This is a genomic window from Exiguobacterium acetylicum DSM 20416, assembly GCF_000702605.1.
Lineage (GTDB): Bacteria > Bacillota > Bacilli > Exiguobacteriales > Exiguobacteriaceae > Exiguobacterium_A > Exiguobacterium_A acetylicum.
This window is the reverse complement of the sequence record NZ_JNIR01000001.1, coordinates 2,125,314-2,141,876: the sequence shown is the minus strand read 5'-3', so window position 1 is coordinate 2,141,876 and position 16,563 is coordinate 2,125,314. Positions and strand designations below refer to the sequence as shown.

Here is a 16,563-nt window from a genome sequence, read left to right as displayed (position 1 = left end):
GTCTAGTCATTAGACATGGAAAATGTGTTTCTTTCTTGACGAAATTCGTGTACGCTAAATGAAGAAGCGAGCGTTTACATAAAGGGGGATATAAAGAAATGATGGATCAAGTGATTTGGATTGCTGTCGGAATCGTTGCCGTTGCTGTTTTCTCAGCATCGAGCGTCGCAGCCTACATGGGTGTCAAAAACCAAGAAGATTAATAATCAAAAAACGGCTCATCTCGGAAATCGGGATGAGCCGTTTTTTGATTTAGTTATTTGCTGTCAAATCGGTTTTGAGTGCATAGGGTTTCAGCGCATCACTCCAGCGCAGGTAACCGCCACCGACGAGGTGGAGTCCGTCGTACGTCATCCGATTTTGTAGGTACCCCTGTTTATTCGTCAAGACAGGTCGCAGATCAACGAATGGTACTTCCACGGATTGAGCGAGGTTTTGTAAATTCCGATTCAATGCTTCGACGTCCCGGTTGATTCGGACGGAGTCCGAATATTTCGGTGCGACAGGAACGGTTGACTGAATGACGACGTCGATGTTATTTTTTCGAAGTGTCGTCACGATCGTCGTCATGTTCTCAGTGATTTGCGGAATCGGTGTATAGTGACGAATATCATTGATACCGCCCATCAAGAAAACGCGTTTTGGTTTCATCTCAATGATCAAGTCGAGGCGAGTCAAAAAGCCTTCTGTCGTATCACCAGGAATCCCGAAATTCACGATCGTCGGATCCTTCATCAAGATACGCCAATCGGCAAAATTCGTCATCGAGTCGCCTAACATGACAGCATTCGCAGATTTTGGGTATTGATAAGTATGGAATAGACTATTCAGACGGACATAGTTTGGATTCTTATCGTATTGGAAGGTCGTGACTGGAGTCGTACTCGTTGCAGGTAAGACGCTTTCGAATAGTTCGAGCGGTTTACGTCCCAGTAACAATGCAAGGAGAACGACGTTCAAGACGACAGATAGAATCAAGAGTGTCTTTTTCATAAACATTCGTTCCTTTCGAGGGAGTATAAGGGGTAGTGTAACATGAATCGGAATCCGTGGTTTGATAATATCAAAGGTTTTCTTGTCATTTTTGTCGTCATCGGTCACATGCTGACGGATTTACGGTTTGATTATGACGGAAAGCTACTCGAGACGGTTTATCTGTTGATTTACTCGTTTCATATGCCATTATTCATTATTTTAAGCGGTTATTTCTTCCGCGAAAACAAGTATTTACGTGTCATCCAACTATTTGCCGTCTACTGCGTCTGGCAAATCTTAATTGGATCGTGGGCGACGATTGGGGAAGGATTGCCACTCTTTTCTGGTGAAAACATCGGTACGCATCTACTACGTCCCTACTGGGCACTTTGGTATCTGTTCGTCATGGTCGTCTGGTACATCGTGACACCGTATGTCGTTCACTTGCGTGGATACGTCTGGTTTGGTCTTGCCTTCGCCTTGCTGTATGGATTCGAACTCGAAAATACGGGATTCTTGGCACTTCGGAAGCTGATCATGTTCTATCCCTATTTCTTACTCGGGAACTATCTATCGGAACACGAATTCATCCGCATCTTCGAGATGCCGAAGAACTTCAAGCGCCGGATGAACGTCCGCTTGATCGGTGGTGTGACGTTTGCTGCCGTCATGGGCTTCTTATTGTTCGAGGCGTGGCGTGACACACCGCAAGAGATCGTCGATTTCGCGAATGCCTTCAAGCATCGTTTCCCGTACGCTGAACAGTATGACAGCGATACATGGATTGGTGTACTCAAGCATAGCGTCATCTATCTCTTGTCGATCGCGGCCTCGCTCGGTTTCATGATGTTGGTTCCGATGCGTCGCCTCCCGCTCATCACACGCGCTGGGGAACTCAGTCTCTACGTTTATCTACTCCATGTCTTCTTCGTCATGGCGTGGCGTCAATACGTGACGGATGCATTCGTACCGCAACCGTGGCTCGCCTTACTGATCATGATTGGCGTCGCCTTGTTGATCGTTGGTATCATCATACACCCGCTCGTCGTCCGTGTCCTCCGTCCTTTGATTGAGATCGACATTCGTCCGATCGTCGAGAAACGGGTAGACCTTTCAAAATAAGGCGGAATGCATTACACTTTAAGATAGATGGATTACTAGACGAAGGGCGTGGAAGGTATGTCATATAATTTAAATAATGCGGACGGTGTCGTGAACGTCTCGCAACAAGTCATCGAGGTCATCGCAGGGGTAGCCGTTCAAGAAACGGAAGGCATCGCCTTTACAGCAGATGATTCGAAACTGCAGGAAAAACAGATGGTCAAACTCGTGAAAGTCGAAGATGTCGGCGGCGATATCACGGTTAGTCTGTCCGTGCATATTAAATACGGCATGTCGATCATCAAGACAGCTGGAAAAGTCCAAGAACGGATCGCACAAGACATGGAAAACATGCTCGCGTTCCAACCAAAAGCAATCAACGTCCGCGTCATCGGACTCTTAAAAGGATAAGCAAAACGTCTCGGCATCTTGTGTGCCGAGACGTTTTTTTAGGAAGAGGGAGGAAGATAACGGAGACCGAATGCCGGAACATCTGTTGCGGTGCAGGCGAAACGGAGACGAATCGCATGTTGGCTATGAGCGGGTAACGACAGTCCAGGATGGGTGCCGTCTGCGAGTGGCGTCTCGTCATCCATTAATTCAAACGTGAGCGCCTCGAGCGTCAGTGTCTGATCGCTCGCATTACGGACGAGGACAGTCGCCGTCACAGTATCCGGCTCGCGCATAATCGAGACCGGTAATAACGACCAGCCATCTGCTGGAGGTGTCGGGTGCGAATAAGCGACTTGACGGATGATGCGTCGTTCCGATTCCGTGAAGTCATCTTCGAAGAAGAGCTCCGTCAGCGTCTCGCTTGAGAAGACGAGTTGCAACGGCTCCGTCAACTGTTCGAGATCAACGAAACAGTCGTCTTCTTCGAACGTCAACCAAAGCGGTAGCGTCGCCATAGGAAGGATGACCGGGACTTCTTCGATACTGAGTACTTTACGAGCAACGAGTTCGTCGCCGGATAAGGCAAGGACGACAAGATCATTCAGATGAAACGATCGGTCTAACGTGTTTTGGAACAAGGCGATGACGTGAAGCGGGCGACGCGATAAGACTTGAAACAGATGGATTGCCATCTGATTGACTTGTAACTCAGGTAGTTGTTTTGCGACGTGACGAAAGACGTATTCGTCTTCCTTGACGATCGGCATGTCCTCCGTGAAATAGAGCGGGGGACGGAACACTTCATTCGACGTGTGCATGATGCAGTTCTCCTTCGCTATCGTGTGTCTGTTCGGCGCGGCAGATACCAGAAAGGACCTGCTTTTCGAAACTCGCAATGGCATATTCGAAGTAATCCATGCCTTCCCGCTCAAAGATGCGCACTGGTTGCTCTTGTCCGTAACTCCGGAGGTGGATTCCTTCTTTTAAGCTGTTCATGGCTGTTAAGTGGCGCGTCCATTGCTCATCCAGTGCAAGGAGGATGAAGCGTTTGACGGTCTCTTTTTCAGCCGCAACATGGGCAACGAGTAAGGCTTCGGTGTCAGCAATCAGCGGCTCAAGTTGGCGTTTCATCTCGTCGATCGTTTCCAGTCGTTCCAACGTGACCGGTTGATGCAACAGTTGCTCGAGTTCTGTCGTGACGAGAGCCAGCGGCCATTCTTCCGGGACGAGATCGTCAGAAAGTGTTTGGTCGATGATCGACGGCAAGACACGTCCGGCAAACGGTTGGACGATGTCTTCGAGTGACGTCGCATCAACGATTCTGTTGCGGAGATGATAGATTGCTTGCCGTTGTTCGCTGATGACTTCTTCGAGCTGGACGAGTTCATCCCGAACACTCCGATTGACGGATTCACACGTCGACTGAGCGAACTGCAATAGATCCCGAACGTCACGTGAAGCCAGTAGACCGGAAGCATCTCGTACTTTTTGTTGCACGCGTGCGAGACGGTCGCGCGCGAAACGACGAGGCAGTTCATCTTCGAGCGAGAGATAAAATTGCGTCAATCCGGGATCGCCTTGGCGACCTGCCCGACCACGGAGTTGGTTGTCGATCCGAATAGATTCATGGCGTTCGGTTCCGATGACGAACAAGCCGCCTTGTTGTTGTGCTGTTTCATCAAGTAAAATATCCGTTCCGCGACCTGCCATGTTCGTGGCGATCGTGATTCGACCGGCTTGTCCGGCTGAAGCGATGATCCGGACTTCCTGATCGACGGTTTTTGCGTTCAGGATCTCGTAGGTGAGTTCATGTGTATCAAGTGTCTTCGCGACGCGTAAGGACTGTTCAATCGACGAAGTACCGATCAGAACTGGTCGTCCCGTGACGTGTGCCGATTTTGTCGCCAGCGCGATTGCCTCTAATTTTTCGTCACGCGTCGCAAAGATGACGTCCTCCGCATCGATCCGGATTTTCGGACGATTTGATGGAATCGTCACGACATCCATCCCGTACGTCTTTTGGAACTCCTCCCGTGACGTCGCCGCTGTACCCGTCATTCCTGCCACCTGGTGATAAAGACGGAAATAATGCTGAATCGTGATTTGTGCCGTCGTCCGGTTCTCTTCCGTGACGGGAACACCTTCTTTTGCTTCAAGTGCCTGATGTAACCCGTCGGATAGACTGCGTCCTTCCATCAGACGACCCGTGAAGAGGTCGACGAGCGCGATTTTTTGATCCTTGACGATATAGTCGACATCTCGCTTGAGGACGACATGGGCACGTAAGGCTTGAATGACGTAATGGAAGAGGACGGAGTGCTCAGCAGCAAACAGATGATCAATCGCAAACGCCTCCTCGATCGTCTCAATCCCCTGATCAGTCAAGGCGACCGCTTTAATCTCTTCGTCGAACGTATAATCCCGCTCGTCTTCGAATGTCTGCACGACATGACGGACGAGTTGCTGTAACCCTTCGTGGACACTGTCTCGTTCCGCCATGATGAGTGGTGTTTTCGCTTCATCGATTAAAATGCTATCGACTTCGTCGATCAAGGCGAAATGAAGCGGACGTTGTAGACGTTCCGTCGGCTCCATGATCAGATGATCGCGCAGGTAATCGAACCCGAATTCAGTCCCGACACCGTATGTAATGTCTGCTGCGTAGGCGATCCGTTTTTCCTCAAACGTAGCTTCAGCGGAATTGATTCCGACCTGCAACCCTAAAAATCGGTGAATCTGACCGATTTGCTCCGCATCGCGTTGTGCCAGATACTCATTGACGGTAATGACGTGGACACCTTTTCCGTGAAGCGCCTGAGTGAAGCTCGCGAGTGAAGCAACGAGCGTCTTTCCTTCACCGGTCGCCATCTCGGCGATTTGTCCTTCAAGTAACGCCAGACCGCCCATGAGCTGCACATCGTAATGCCGTAAGCCGAGCGTTCGTTTACTCGCTTCTCGGACAAGGGCGAATGCCATTGGTGTGATCGCATCGATTCGTTCCCCAGTTTGTAGCCGCTCACGTAATGAGGCGGTCAATTCACGTAACGCTTGATCGGATGTTTGTTCCATTTCTCGTTCTAGGCTATTGATCGTCGTTACGATTTTTTCATAACGATGAATTCTTCGACTTTGATCATTCAACAACTGTTTAACACGTTGAAACATCTTCGTCACTCCCTCATATGCTATGAGATCCATTATAGCAGTTAAAAAATGTAAAACGAATAGTAAAGAACGAAATAAGTAAAACATTCCCTTAAAATTGAAAGCGTTATCAAAATTAACGTGTTTCGTGCTTAAAAATAGAAAATCAGAAATATTTGATAACGCTTGCAAAGATTCGGAAGAACCAGTAAAATTATTCATAAGGCAAGTGCAATCGTTTGCGCAAAGTCATTCGATTTCTTGCCTTTCATGGACGATGGAAGAAAGGATGGATGTCGGATGGCACCAACGATCGAAGCGGTCATTTTTGATTTAGACGGCGTAATTACCGATACAGCAGAGTATCATTACTTAGCGTGGAAACAACTTGGAGAGGATTTGGATATCCCGTTCGACCGGGAATTCAATGAGACATTAAAAGGTGTCAGCCGGATGGATTCACTCGAGCGTATCCTTGCGCTTGGTGGAAAACAGAACGCTTTTTCGGAGGAAGAGAAGCTAGCACTTGCTGCGAAGAAAAACGAACACTACGTCACATTGATCCAACATATTTCTGAACAGGATCTTCTTCCTGGAATCACTGCATTCCTCGATGAAATCCGAAACGCTGGGCTGAAGATCGGAATGGCGTCCGCCTCTAAAAATGCGCTGATGGTCGTCGAGGCACTAAAGGTCCGACACTATTTCGATGACATCGTAGACGCTGCGACCGTTGCACAATCGAAACCACACCCTGAAGTGTTTCTCCGTGCTGCAGAAGCACTCGACGTCGAACCGAGCCGTTGCATCGGTGTAGAAGATGCGACAGCTGGCATCACTGCCATCCACGCTGCCGGCATGTATGCCGTCGGAGTTGGACCGGAGTCGGCGCTCCATGAGGCAGACTATCGTGTCGATTCGACAGATTTGCTATCCCTTGAGCAAATCCTCGCTAGTCGCTCCCTTGTCTGAACCATTCCCTGATGGTGAAGGACATTCCTTGAAAGTTATGTGTATGCAAAAAGGATCGCTTCCCTGAGCGATCCTTTTTGATATGGCGTTGATTTAAAGTGAGGCGAGAATGCCGTCTGCGATTGCTTGCGCGTAACGTGACTGATACGATGCGTTTGTCAGTTTCGCCCGATCCGCGCTGTTCGAGAGGAAACCGAGTTCCGCTAGAATCGACGGTGCTTTCGTACCACGAATGACAGCGTAGTTTGCATAGTGGACGCTTCGGTCGCGCATGCCCGCGTAGGAGACAAGGCGTTGTTGGACGTTACGAGCAAGGTTGATCGAAGAGGCGCCTTTATAGTAGAAGGTCTCTGCTCCGTATGCTTGCGTACTCGTTGAAGCATTGATGTGGACACTGACGAAAGCAGTCGTTGCATGACTGTTCGCAAGGGCACTCCGCTCTCCAAGAGACGGATAGTAGTCGTTCGTATAGCGTGACATCGTCACATCGACTTTTCCGGCAAGGCGCTCGGCGACTTGTTTCGTGACAGCAAGGACGATGTCACGCTCTGTCACACCGTAACGAACTGCACCTGCGTCGTGTCCGCCGTGACCCGGATCAAGGACGAGAAGTGGACGATTCGATGGTGCCGGTTGGAACAACGTCAGATACGTCGCATCGACATAACCGCTTTGACCACTTGCTGTCCGGACGGCGACGAAGCCTTTTGTTTGATGACGCGAATTCGTGACGACGACAGGAGTACCGCGTCCAAGACGAGCGATTTGACCACTGAGCGTCGACGCACTCGCACGAAGCGCGACACTATTGCCTGACGGGATCAACACATACATCTTTGAACCACTATAATCGACGTTTCCAGTCGTCGAGGCAGGAACGGAAGTCCCTTTCTTCAGGTACGTTCCCATGACATACCCCGTTTTCCCTTGGTACTGGACCGTGTGCCAATTCGATTTAACGGCGAGAGAATTGACGGCAGTTCCACTTGGAATCGTCGTCAGGACTTTTCCGGATGTCGAAGGAGACGAACGGAAATTCAAGCGATCCGTCGTCGTATAGACCGTCGTTTTGGCTGGTGTAGTCACTTTCTTTAAATACGAACCAGAAACATAACCGGTCTTATTTGCATAGGTCACTTTGTACCAATTCCCGCTTTTGAAACTTGATTGTACACCGGCTCCCTTAGGAATCGTCAGTAATCGAGTAGAAGATGTCGTTGCGGCACTACGTAAGGATAGCGCATCCGTCGTCTTATAAGACGTCTTCGAAAAAGAAGTGCCAGTCTCGATTTTTTTCAGATAAGATCCGGTCACATATCCCGTCTTTCCTTTATATGACAACTTATACCAAGAGCCTTTTCGATAGCTCGATGTGACTTTCGTCGTCTTTGGGATCGTCAGCAATTTTTTAGAAGACGTCGAGTTCGAACTGCGTAGATTCAAGGCATCTGTCGTCTGATACGAAGTTTTCGTAAAGGTTGTACCAGAAGCAGCCGATACAGTAGAAGTAGAAGCGAAGCAACCGGATACCAACGAAAGTACTAGAGCGGTACGAAGTGTTTTAGGTAATTTGCCCATTAAATTTCCAGTCTCCTTTTCGGTAAAATAAGAAAGATATATATTGGATTAGTAGAACTTAAGTATTATTAAAATAGTTAAATGTAGAAATTATATGTTCCGTTTTCACTCCTTTCTGTTAATATGAGGTGTAGCCAATTTATCGGTAAGGATATGAAAATATTACAGTATAATTAAATAATTAAAGAAATTATATATTATCAAGGCAAATTATAGTTTAAAATATTTCAAAACACATACAACTGAAACACGATTGAAACATTAATGTATAAAAAAGGAAAGAGGGGCAAGGAATGGGTAACAGTGAACACATCTACCGCGAACTAATGGAAATCGAAGAGGAATATCGTCGCTTACAGCGACGTGCCGAGTATTTAATCTCGGAATTAAGCCGTGGAACGGGGGAACATTCGCAAGAAGTCGCCGTCACGCATGAACGTCCGTTAAAACAACGTCGTGTCAACCAGCGGTATCCACTAGAAGTCTACGTGCACCAAATCAGCGATTTGATGCGCGAGCGGGAATCGATGACAGCACGTGACATCCAAATGGAGCTTGAATTGCGTTACCGTCACCAAATTAGTAACATCTACCAATTGATGGCGAAAGTCGAACAGGCAAACCCTGCCATTAAAAAAGTCGGGCGCGGTATCTATACATATGATCCAGCTGCTGAAGTACCGATCTTCATGTAAGAGCCGCTCGTCGGCTCTTTTTTTTATGATATAATTCGCGCAGGAGCGTGATGTTACTATGTTATGGACTGCGTCCATCGTCTGTTTTATCGCCGCCTTACTGATCACACCCGTCGTGAAACGCTTTGCGATTGCAGTCGGTGCCGTTGACAGTCCGGACGCGCGAAAAGTACACGTCCGAATCATGCCGCGACTTGGCGGATTAGCGATCTATATCGCTTTTATGATCGGTTATTTTATCTTACAACCTTCGAGTCCGTACGCGACGCATATTTTAGTCGGTGGGTTCGTTATTATTTTGACCGGTGCACTGGATGATCGATTCCAACTCAATGCCCGTTTGAAGCTGATGGGGCAAATCGTTGCTGCCGTCATCGTCCTAAACGGTGGGATTCGGATCGAGTTCATCAATCTACCGTTCGATCAGCAGTTATATCTTGGATGGTGGAGTGTTCCGCTGACGTTCCTTTGGGTCATCGGAATCACGAATGCCGTCAATTTGATTGATGGATTAGACGGGTTAGCAGCGGGTGTCTCGAGCATCGTCTTGTTGACATTGATCAGTCTTGCCGTCATTCAAGGAAACGTCTACGTGACGATCGTCGCGATTCTCTTATTGATGAGTACGTTCGGTTTTCTGTTTCATAACTTCTACCCAGCGAAAATCTTCATGGGTGATACCGGTGCCTTGTTCCTCGGCTATATGCTTGGTGTGTTATCACTTCTTGGATTCAAGAACGTGACACTGTTCTCGCTTGCCGTTCCAGTTATTTTGCTTGGGATCCCGATTTCCGACACGTTGTTTGCGATTGTTCGACGGGTATTGCAAGGAAAACCACCATTTGCGCCGGATAAGGCCCATCTGCATCACCGGTTGCTTGATCTCGGCTTTACGATGCGCCAAGCCGTGCTCGTCATCTACGGACTCTGTGCCATCTTCGGGATGACGGCGATTCTGTTCTCGCAGACGAATTCGATTGGTGCTCTCGTCTCACTCGTCATGCTGTTGCTCGTTCTTGACATTCTTGTCGAGTCACTCGGTTTGCTTGGTGAACGCTATCGACCATTGTTGAATTTGTTGGAACGTTTTACATCGAAATAACGTATATCAAAAAAGACCGCTCATCCGTGTGAGCGGTCTTTTTTCAGAAAGGGAGTGTTGGAATGAATCAATCATTGAATCAACGCATCGTCTATTTGGATGTGTTACGTGGTTTTGCACTATGCGGGATTTTATTCGTCAACATGCCGAGTTTTCTCGGTGATCGACCGAATGCGATGATGGGGGAGATGGATCAATCGATTCGTCTCATTTTCGATCTCTTCATCCAGACGAAATTCTATACCCTGTTTAGTGTTCTATTTGGAGCCGGTTTTTACCTGTTCATCAACCGGTTACGACAACGTGGTCTACCGATGACGATCTTCGCAAGGCGGCTCGGAATTCTGCTCATCATTGGTCTTTTGCACCTGCTTGTCTGGCAGGGCGATATCTTACATACGTATGCGTTGACGGGCTTCATTTTGTTATTGTTCGCTAAAACAAAGCCAATCACGAAGCTCTTGTTTGCGATAGCATTTCAAATCTATGCCATTTTGCTCTATCTACTTATTTTCTTTGGGGCTCGTCAACTCGGCGACGCTCCCGTCGTCGAGCTGGATAAGACACTTCAGTCGTTCGTCGCATCGCGCGATCTCCTCGGATTTTTAGCGCATCATGCGACAGTTCAATTGCCGGAAGCCCTCATGAATTCCGGTGTCATTTGGCCAGAAATTCTATCACTGTTCTTGATCGGAGCCTATTTGATGGAACGCTTCAGTGCAACGCCCCCGACGAATCGTTTCCTGTGGTGGACGCTTGGCATTAGCTTATTACTGACACTTCCATCATTCGCTGGAATCATACAAGCGCATGCTGACGTACCGGACGGATCAATCAATCTATTTTACGTTTGGCTCTCAGGGCGCACGCTTGCGATCACCTATGCTTGTGCCGTAGCGTTACTCGTTCGTGCTGGACGTATGCAATGGTTTGCTGGACTGGGGCGGATGGCATTGACGAATTATTTGATGCATACACTCGTCTTTACCGTATTTGTCTTCTTCAGTGGACAACATGGAACGATACCGTTATGGCAAGGACTGTTACTCGTTTTCCTGCTTTTGATCTCACAAGGGGTTACATCAAACAGATATCTCCAGTCTCATCCACAAGGTCCCATGGAGAAATTGTGGCGAAAAGGGACTTATGGTAAGAAAAAACGTTGAAGTTCACAGGAACTTAACATTTTTTGTTTAGAATGAAGGATGGAGGTGAAGCATGAATCGTCTAATCGAAATCTTTCTTGTATCGTTCAAGCTCGGACTAACGTCGTTCGGAGGTCCGGTCGCCCATCTTGGGTATTTTTATGAAGAATATGTCAAACGGAAAAAATGGATTGATGAGAAAGCGTATGCTGACTTAGTTGCGCTCTGTCAATTCCTCCCGGGTCCCGCTTCGAGTCAGGTCGGAATGGGAATTGGTTTGATCCGTGGAGGAGTAGCAGGGGCAATTATTTCCTTCGTCGGCTTCACGTTACCGTCGAGTATCGCTTTGATTCTATTCGCGATTCTTGCGACACAATTCGATGTCGCGGAAGCCGGATTCATTCATGGCTTGAAACTTGTCGCTGTCGCGATCGTTGCTGACGCCGTCCTTGGCATGGGAATGAAACTTGCGACAGGCGTCAAACGGATGACGTTGATGCTACTAGCGCTAGCAGGGGTACTGTTGATCGCACATCCACTGGCGCAAGTCGGTGTCTTGTTGTTCGCAGGTCTTTTTGCGTTCTTCTGGTTCAAAGAAGAGACGGAGACGGGTGGATCCCTGTCAATTCGCGTACCACGCCTACTTAGTATCACGGCACTCGTCTTATTCTTCGTCTTACTCGCCGTCACACCATTTCTCGCGCAATCTGCGACGGGAACCGTCCAGCTGACGAGTATCATGTACAGTGCAGGTGCCCTCGTCTTTGGTGGTGGACATGTCGTCTTGCCATTCCTTGAGCAAACACTTGTACCTGGATTGATGAACACGGATACGTTCCTTGCCGGTTATGCCGCAGCACAAGCGGTACCGGGTCCACTCTTCACGTTTGCGACGTATCTCGGTACGGTCGTCTCTGGTATTTCTGGAGGGATTCTTGCGACGCTTGCCATTTTCCTACCAGGATTCCTACTCGTCATCGGTGTTTTACCGTACTGGGATCGTATTCGAAAGAATCAATCGGTCGGACGAATATTGATTGGTGTCAATGCCGCTGTCGTCGGTATCCTACTTGCTGCTCTCTACGATCCGATCTTTACATCAAGCATCAAGAGTGGTCTTGATTTCTTGATTGCCTTCGGTTTGTTCTGTTTACTTCGTTTTTATAAACAGTCGCCGTTACGAATCGTGTTAATCGGAGCCGCTCTCGGATTCCTTTTCTTCTAAACGACACAAAGAAGCAGTAGACCCGGTGTCTACTGCTTCTTTGTTGTTCCTAAACGTCAGGTTCGCATCAAAAAGACAAGTTCGATTCCACTACGCCACTCGCGCCGGACTTCTGAAAAGCCGAAACGATTGTAAAGAGAAAGCGCTGGCAGATTACGTGCACCGGTCATGACGTGTTTGGCGAGACTGTGTTCGAACACGTGTCGTAGCAAAGATTGTGCGATTCCTTGACGGAAGTATGACGGATCCACGACGAGTCGCGTGATCGTTCCATCAGCAATCGTGACAGCACCAACAATGTCGTCATCAATGACGTAAACGAAACCGATTGGCTCTTCAACGTCGATCTCATCGATCGTTTCGCGTAATGGCGGGAAATCAGTCGCATTGAGTAATGCGGCTTCTATCTGATAAGCGCGACGTTGTACTTCCAGTAGTGACGCATGATCAGTTGCTTGGAGTGAACGAATCATCTACAGCCTCCGACGTGATGCTGTCTGTCGTCTCATCGATTGGCAAATTAAGTTGTTCCTTCAATGTCGTCTTCGCGTCAGCCAGTGATGTTGGATCGAGCTGGTAATAATAAGCGCCATTGATTTTCGCATCGGTACCTTTTAAATCAATCCGGTTGATGGAACCGATTTTTTTGATGAACGGTTGCAGTTGGAACGCTTCCGTCAACGACATGTTCGTCCGGAAGTTATCCCCGGTCGCATCCATCAGCGTATTTAGTTTGGTGATTGAACCGAACGATGTCGACTGATCAACGATGGCTTCGACAATCTGTTGTTGACGTTTTGTCCGTCCGATATCTCCTTCAGGATCTTGATAACGCATTCGAGCATAAGCGAGTGCTTCTTCGCCGTTCAACGTTTGTTGTCCCGGTTCCAATTTAACGCCATTGCGCTTATCGGACGAGTCGAGTGTATCGATCGGTAACTTGACGTCGACATCGATGCCGCCTAATGCGTCGACGATCGCGACGACACCATTGAAGTTGATCGATGCATAATAATCGATTGGAATATCGAGCAATGTCTCGACCGTTTCAATCGTTGAATCGATGCCACCAAAGGCATAAGAGTGATTGATTTTATCCTCGTAACCGACAGAAGGAATCTCGACGAGTGAATCGCGGGGAATGCTGACCATATCCACAGTTTGATCGTCCTTGTTGAATGTCGCGACGATCATCGTATCAGCACGCGATGAGGTGTCACCAGGTCGTTCATCCGTTCCGACGAGCAGAACGGAAAAGTGATCTTTCGTCAAATCAATGGCTGCTTCTCGTTTCTCGGACTTGTCACCGCGCGCTAAATCAACGTTTGAGTCGTTTGCGGTCTGGAACGTTTTATATGCAACGTAAGCGAAGGTTGCACCTCCACCCACAAGCACGACAAGAAAACTGATCACGAACACTTTAAACCACGAACGTTTTTTCTTTATCTTTTTTTTATTACTTCGGGTTCGCTCTTCCACTTTTATTAACTCCTAACATTAACTGAATTTTAAAAAAACTTTAAATTTCTTTACAATCAGTATAGCAGGTCAGGAAATAATGTCACGTTCGAGGTAGCGGGTAGAGCCGCTTGACAAATCAGCTTGACCGTTCGTCATGTTCGTCATCCAATCGAGAAAATCAGGGACATCGGCTGTCTTGACGAGGACGTCGATCTGGACTTGATCGAGGTAATGAATCTGATCAATCGGATGGACACTCGCCCGTAATTCGTTCTCGAGCTTTCCAAGCCATGTGTAGTCGACGTTGACAGAAATGACGGTATGTTCGATCCGCTCGACGACACCGACTGCGTTCAATGCTTCAGAGACACTCGAACCATATGCTCGAATCAGTCCACCACCGCCTAACTTGATGCCGCCGAAATACCGTGTCACGACGACGACCGTATCGCGTAAGTCACGCTTCTTCAATACTTCAAGCATCGGAACACCGGCCGTTCCGCTCGGTTCACCGTCATCATTCGCTTTTTGGATCTCATTACGCTCACCGATGACATAGGCGGAGCAGTTATGGTTCGCATCGTGATGTTTTTTTTCAACTCGGAAATGAACGCCTGGGCTTGTTCTTCCGTCGTTGCGCGAGCTAAATAAGTGATGAATCGTGACTTTTGGATAATGATTTCGTGGAAACCGTTTTCTTTTACTGTATAATAATTAGATAATGTCATAATCAAAAATGTCCTCCTCGTTAACTAGTTCTTTCTAGCATAACGACGTTCCAAGAGAGAGACAACCGTAGACGACTGGCAAGGAATGGAGGGAGTACCATGACGAATGAGATGAGGGAGCGGCTATCCTTGAATGATATCGTACAGAACATCATCGGCGTCGTAGAAGAGAGTCGGGAAGAAATCGTCCGGATCACGGAAAGTTCTCGCGAACAATATGCCGAAATTCAGCAAGAACTGCGTGACCTGAAGATTCGGGTGCACGACTATATAAAAGAAGCAGAACGACTCGAACGCCATATCAAGGATGCGAAGGCGCGACTCGTCGTCGTCAGTAAGAACTTCGACAGCTACTCGGAACAGGATGTCCGGTCGGCCTATGAGACAGCGAACGCGTTGCAACTCGAATCGTTCATCAATCAACGAGACGAGATGAATTGCCGAAAGCGTCGCGATGAGCTCGAACGCCGACTGATTCAGCTCGATGAGACGATTGAACGAGCAGATCAATTGATTGGACGCGTCTCGGTCGTCTTGAACTTCTTGACGGACGATATGCAGATGATGAATGAAAAATATGAAAAGGCGATGCAAAAACAAGAGATGGGCTTAAAAGTCTTCCAGTCCGCCGAAAATGAAAGGCGCCGGCTATCGCGCGACATGCATGATGGTCCGGCGCAGACGCTCGCCCACGTCTTGATCCGGGCGGATTTGATTGAAAAGATTCACCAGCACAATGGGGCAGAGGCAGCTTTTGAAGAGATTCACCGTTTGCGGACGTTGATTCGGGATGGACTTGCCGATATCCGTCGCATCATATACGATTTACGTCCGATGACGCTTGACGATCTCGGATTTGTTCCGACGCTTGAACGCTATCTTCGTCATATTCAAGAAATTTCGAATATTCCGGTTCACTTCAATTATCTGGGAGGTGGTGAACGGATCGATTCGACGTATGAAGTTGCCGTCTTCCGAATCGTTCAAGAAGCCGTCCAAAATGCAGTAAAGCATTCCAAAGCGAGTGACATTCGTATTATCATAGAACAATATCAACATTCCGTACGAATCCACGTGAAGGATAATGGCGTTGGATTTGATTTCGATTCCATCGTCGCATCATGCGACGAGTCATTCGGACTCGTTGGTATGCGTGAACGGATCGAATTGATCGATGGTGAATTCGATATCGAGACGCAGCCCGGAAAAGGTACGGTCATCAAGGTCAAGATTCCAATCGAGGAATCCGAAGCGAGAGGGGAAACACTGTGAACAACGAGCAAGTGAAAGTAGTCATCGTCGACGATCATCAGTTATTCCGCGAAGGCGTTAAACGAATTCTTGATTTCGAAGAAGAGTTCGTCGTCGTAGCGGAAGGGGAAAGCGGAGCGGAAGTCATCTCGCTCGTCGAAACCCATCAACCGGATATCGTCTTAATGGATATCAACATGCCGCAAGTCAACGGTGTTGAAGCAACAAAACGTCTGATGGAAGTCTATCCGGATGTGCGTGTCATCATCTTATCGATTCATGATGATGAGACGTATGTCATGCACGCCCTTGGTGCCGGTGCAGTCGGTTACCTCTTAAAGGAAATGGCAACGGATGAACTCGTCAATGCGATTCGTTCCGTGTACCGCGAAGGCGGATACGTCCACCCGAAAGTCACACCGAACTTATTGCAGGAATATCGTCGTTTGATGAAGATGAAACAAACGATGGCGTCACAACCTGTTGAAAAACGAGTCGCGGAAGCACCACTCCACGTCTTGACGCGTCGCGAATGTGAAGTCTTGCAATTGTTAGCGGACGGCTTCTCGAACCGTGCGATCAGTGATACGTTATACATCAGTGAAAAGACGGTCAAGAACCACGTTTCATCGATCCTCCGGAAGATGAATGTGCCGGACCGGACCGGTGCTGTCGTCGAATCCATCCGTCGTGGATGGGTCGTCGTTTAATATCTCGAAAGACAGGAGCTCTCGCTTCCGTCTTTCTTTTTTTATCCAGTAAAAAATGCTACACTTAAAAGCGATTGTGGCGT

At 48.1% G+C, this 16,563-nt stretch carries 15 protein-coding genes and 1 pseudogene; 9 read left to right on the top strand and 7 right to left on the bottom strand.

Annotated elements, in window-relative coordinates:
• Nucleotides 1–252: 252 nt before the first annotated feature.
• Entirely contained in the window at nucleotides 253–993 is a 741-nt protein-coding gene (locus tag P401_RS0111405) for an SGNH/GDSL hydrolase family protein (protein ID WP_029342551.1), read from the bottom strand.
• 42 nt (nucleotides 994–1,035) lie between these two features.
• On the opposite strand from P401_RS0111405, the gene P401_RS0111400 reads away from it, so the two are divergent.
• Entirely contained in the window at nucleotides 1,036–2,097 is a 1,062-nt protein-coding gene (locus P401_RS0111400) for an acyltransferase family protein (protein WP_029342550.1), read from the top strand.
• Between the two features lie 57 nt (nucleotides 2,098–2,154).
• Entirely contained in the window at nucleotides 2,155–2,487 is a 333-nt protein-coding gene (locus tag P401_RS0111395) for an Asp23/Gls24 family envelope stress response protein (RefSeq protein WP_029342549.1), read from the top strand.
• Nucleotides 2,488–2,525: 38 nt separating this feature from the next.
• Here the strand turns inward: P401_RS0111395 and P401_RS0111390 are convergent, their stop codons facing one another.
• Together P401_RS0111390 and secA2 are read right to left on the bottom strand one after the other, a co-directional pair.
• On the bottom strand, nucleotides 2,526–3,287 hold the full coding sequence (locus tag P401_RS0111390; RefSeq protein WP_029342548.1) for an SLAP domain-containing protein: 762 nt from the start codon (nucleotides 3,285–3,287) through the stop codon (nucleotides 2,526–2,528).
• Entirely contained in the window at nucleotides 3,271–5,634 is a 2,364-nt protein-coding gene (secA2, locus tag P401_RS0111385) for an accessory Sec system translocase SecA2 (protein ID WP_029342547.1), read from the bottom strand. The genes P401_RS0111390 and secA2 overlap by 17 nt, the downstream gene beginning before the upstream one ends.
• Before the next feature lie 279 nt (nucleotides 5,635–5,913).
• Here secA2 and pgmB point away from each other — a divergent pair, with 279 nt between their 5' ends.
• Nucleotides 5,914–6,585 (top strand): beta-phosphoglucomutase, encoded by a 672-nt coding sequence (gene pgmB / locus P401_RS0111380; RefSeq protein ID WP_029342546.1) that lies wholly within the window; start codon nucleotides 5,914–5,916, stop codon nucleotides 6,583–6,585.
• Between the two features lie 93 nt (nucleotides 6,586–6,678).
• Here the strand turns inward: pgmB and P401_RS0111375 are convergent, their stop codons facing one another.
• The gene (locus P401_RS0111375) at nucleotides 6,679–8,163 is read right to left on the bottom strand and encodes an N-acetylmuramoyl-L-alanine amidase (RefSeq protein WP_029342545.1); all 1,485 of its coding nucleotides are present in this window, start codon (nucleotides 8,161–8,163) and stop codon (nucleotides 6,679–6,681) included.
• Nucleotides 8,164–8,456: 293 nt separating this feature from the next.
• Here P401_RS0111375 and P401_RS0111370 point away from each other — a divergent pair, with 293 nt between their 5' ends.
• The 4 genes from P401_RS0111370 (at nucleotide 8,457) to chrA (ending at nucleotide 12,330) form a co-directional block, all read left to right on the top strand.
• Nucleotides 8,457–8,858 carry a Rok-like winged helix domain-containing protein gene (locus tag P401_RS0111370; protein WP_029342544.1) on the top strand — a complete coding sequence of 134 codons (402 nt, stop codon included), beginning with the start codon at nucleotides 8,457–8,459 and terminating at the stop codon, nucleotides 8,856–8,858.
• 58 nt (nucleotides 8,859–8,916) lie between these two features.
• Complete coding sequence (locus P401_RS0111365) at nucleotides 8,917–9,960, top strand: glycosyltransferase family 4 protein (RefSeq protein ID WP_029342543.1); 1,044 nt, start codon at nucleotides 8,917–8,919, stop codon at nucleotides 9,958–9,960.
• Between the two features lie 62 nt (nucleotides 9,961–10,022).
• The gene (locus P401_RS0111360; protein WP_029342542.1) at nucleotides 10,023–11,126 is read left to right on the top strand and encodes a DUF418 domain-containing protein; all 1,104 of its coding nucleotides are present in this window, start codon (nucleotides 10,023–10,025) and stop codon (nucleotides 11,124–11,126) included.
• A 52-nt stretch (nucleotides 11,127–11,178) separates the two neighbouring features.
• On the top strand, nucleotides 11,179–12,330 hold the full coding sequence (gene chrA, locus P401_RS0111355; protein WP_029342541.1) for a chromate efflux transporter: 1,152 nt from the start codon (nucleotides 11,179–11,181) through the stop codon (nucleotides 12,328–12,330).
• 56 nt (nucleotides 12,331–12,386) lie between these two features.
• On the opposite strand, the gene P401_RS0111350 is transcribed toward chrA, so the two are convergent.
• The 3 genes and pseudogenes from P401_RS0111350 to P401_RS17765 form a co-directional block, all read right to left on the bottom strand.
• Nucleotides 12,387–12,803, bottom strand: coding sequence for a GNAT family N-acetyltransferase (locus P401_RS0111350; protein ID WP_029342540.1), 417 nt, complete (start codon nucleotides 12,801–12,803; stop codon nucleotides 12,387–12,389).
• On the bottom strand, nucleotides 12,778–13,743 hold the full coding sequence (locus P401_RS0111345) for an LCP family protein (protein WP_231925653.1): 966 nt from the start codon (nucleotides 13,741–13,743) through the stop codon (nucleotides 12,778–12,780). Before P401_RS0111345 ends, P401_RS0111350 begins: the two co-directional genes overlap by 26 nt.
• A gap of 135 nt (nucleotides 13,744–13,878) precedes the next feature.
• Nucleotides 13,879–14,519: pseudogene (locus P401_RS17765) on the bottom strand (YigZ family protein).
• Between the two features lie 99 nt (nucleotides 14,520–14,618).
• Here P401_RS17765 and P401_RS0111335 point away from each other — a divergent pair.
• Complete coding sequence (locus tag P401_RS0111335) at nucleotides 14,619–15,791, top strand: sensor histidine kinase (protein ID WP_029342538.1); 1,173 nt, start codon at nucleotides 14,619–14,621, stop codon at nucleotides 15,789–15,791.
• The gene (locus P401_RS0111330; RefSeq protein WP_029342537.1) at nucleotides 15,788–16,480 is read left to right on the top strand and encodes a response regulator; all 693 of its coding nucleotides are present in this window, start codon (nucleotides 15,788–15,790) and stop codon (nucleotides 16,478–16,480) included. Before P401_RS0111335 ends, P401_RS0111330 begins: the two co-directional genes overlap by 4 nt.
• Nucleotides 16,481–16,563 lie beyond the last annotated feature (83 nt).

Bases quoted from the DNA above. Each gene is read 5' to 3' on its own strand.
- P401_RS0111405 (WP_029342551.1), bottom strand. From the start codon at position 993: ATGAAAAAGACACTCTTGATTCTATCTGTCGTCTTGAACGTCGTTCTC.
- P401_RS0111400 (WP_029342550.1), top strand. From the start codon at position 1,036: ATGAATCGGAATCCGTGGTTTGATAATATCAAAGGTTTTCTTGTCATT.
- P401_RS0111395 (WP_029342549.1), top strand. From the start codon at position 2,155: ATGTCATATAATTTAAATAATGCGGACGGTGTCGTGAACGTCTCGCAA.
- P401_RS0111390 (WP_029342548.1), bottom strand. From the start codon at position 3,287: ATGCACACGTCGAATGAAGTGTTCCGTCCCCCGCTCTATTTCACGGAG.
- secA2 (WP_029342547.1), bottom strand. From the start codon at position 5,634: ATGTTTCAACGTGTTAAACAGTTGTTGAATGATCAAAGTCGAAGAATT.
- pgmB (WP_029342546.1), top strand. From the start codon at position 5,914: ATGGCACCAACGATCGAAGCGGTCATTTTTGATTTAGACGGCGTAATT.
- P401_RS0111375 (WP_029342545.1), bottom strand. From the start codon at position 8,163: ATGGGCAAATTACCTAAAACACTTCGTACCGCTCTAGTACTTTCGTTG.
- P401_RS0111370 (WP_029342544.1), top strand. From the start codon at position 8,457: ATGGGTAACAGTGAACACATCTACCGCGAACTAATGGAAATCGAAGAG.
- P401_RS0111365 (WP_029342543.1), top strand. From the start codon at position 8,917: ATGTTATGGACTGCGTCCATCGTCTGTTTTATCGCCGCCTTACTGATC.
- P401_RS0111360 (WP_029342542.1), top strand. From the start codon at position 10,023: ATGAATCAATCATTGAATCAACGCATCGTCTATTTGGATGTGTTACGT.
- chrA (WP_029342541.1), top strand. From the start codon at position 11,179: ATGAATCGTCTAATCGAAATCTTTCTTGTATCGTTCAAGCTCGGACTA.
- P401_RS0111350 (WP_029342540.1), bottom strand. From the start codon at position 12,803: ATGATTCGTTCACTCCAAGCAACTGATCATGCGTCACTACTGGAAGTA.
- P401_RS0111335 (WP_029342538.1), top strand. From the start codon at position 14,619: ATGACGAATGAGATGAGGGAGCGGCTATCCTTGAATGATATCGTACAG.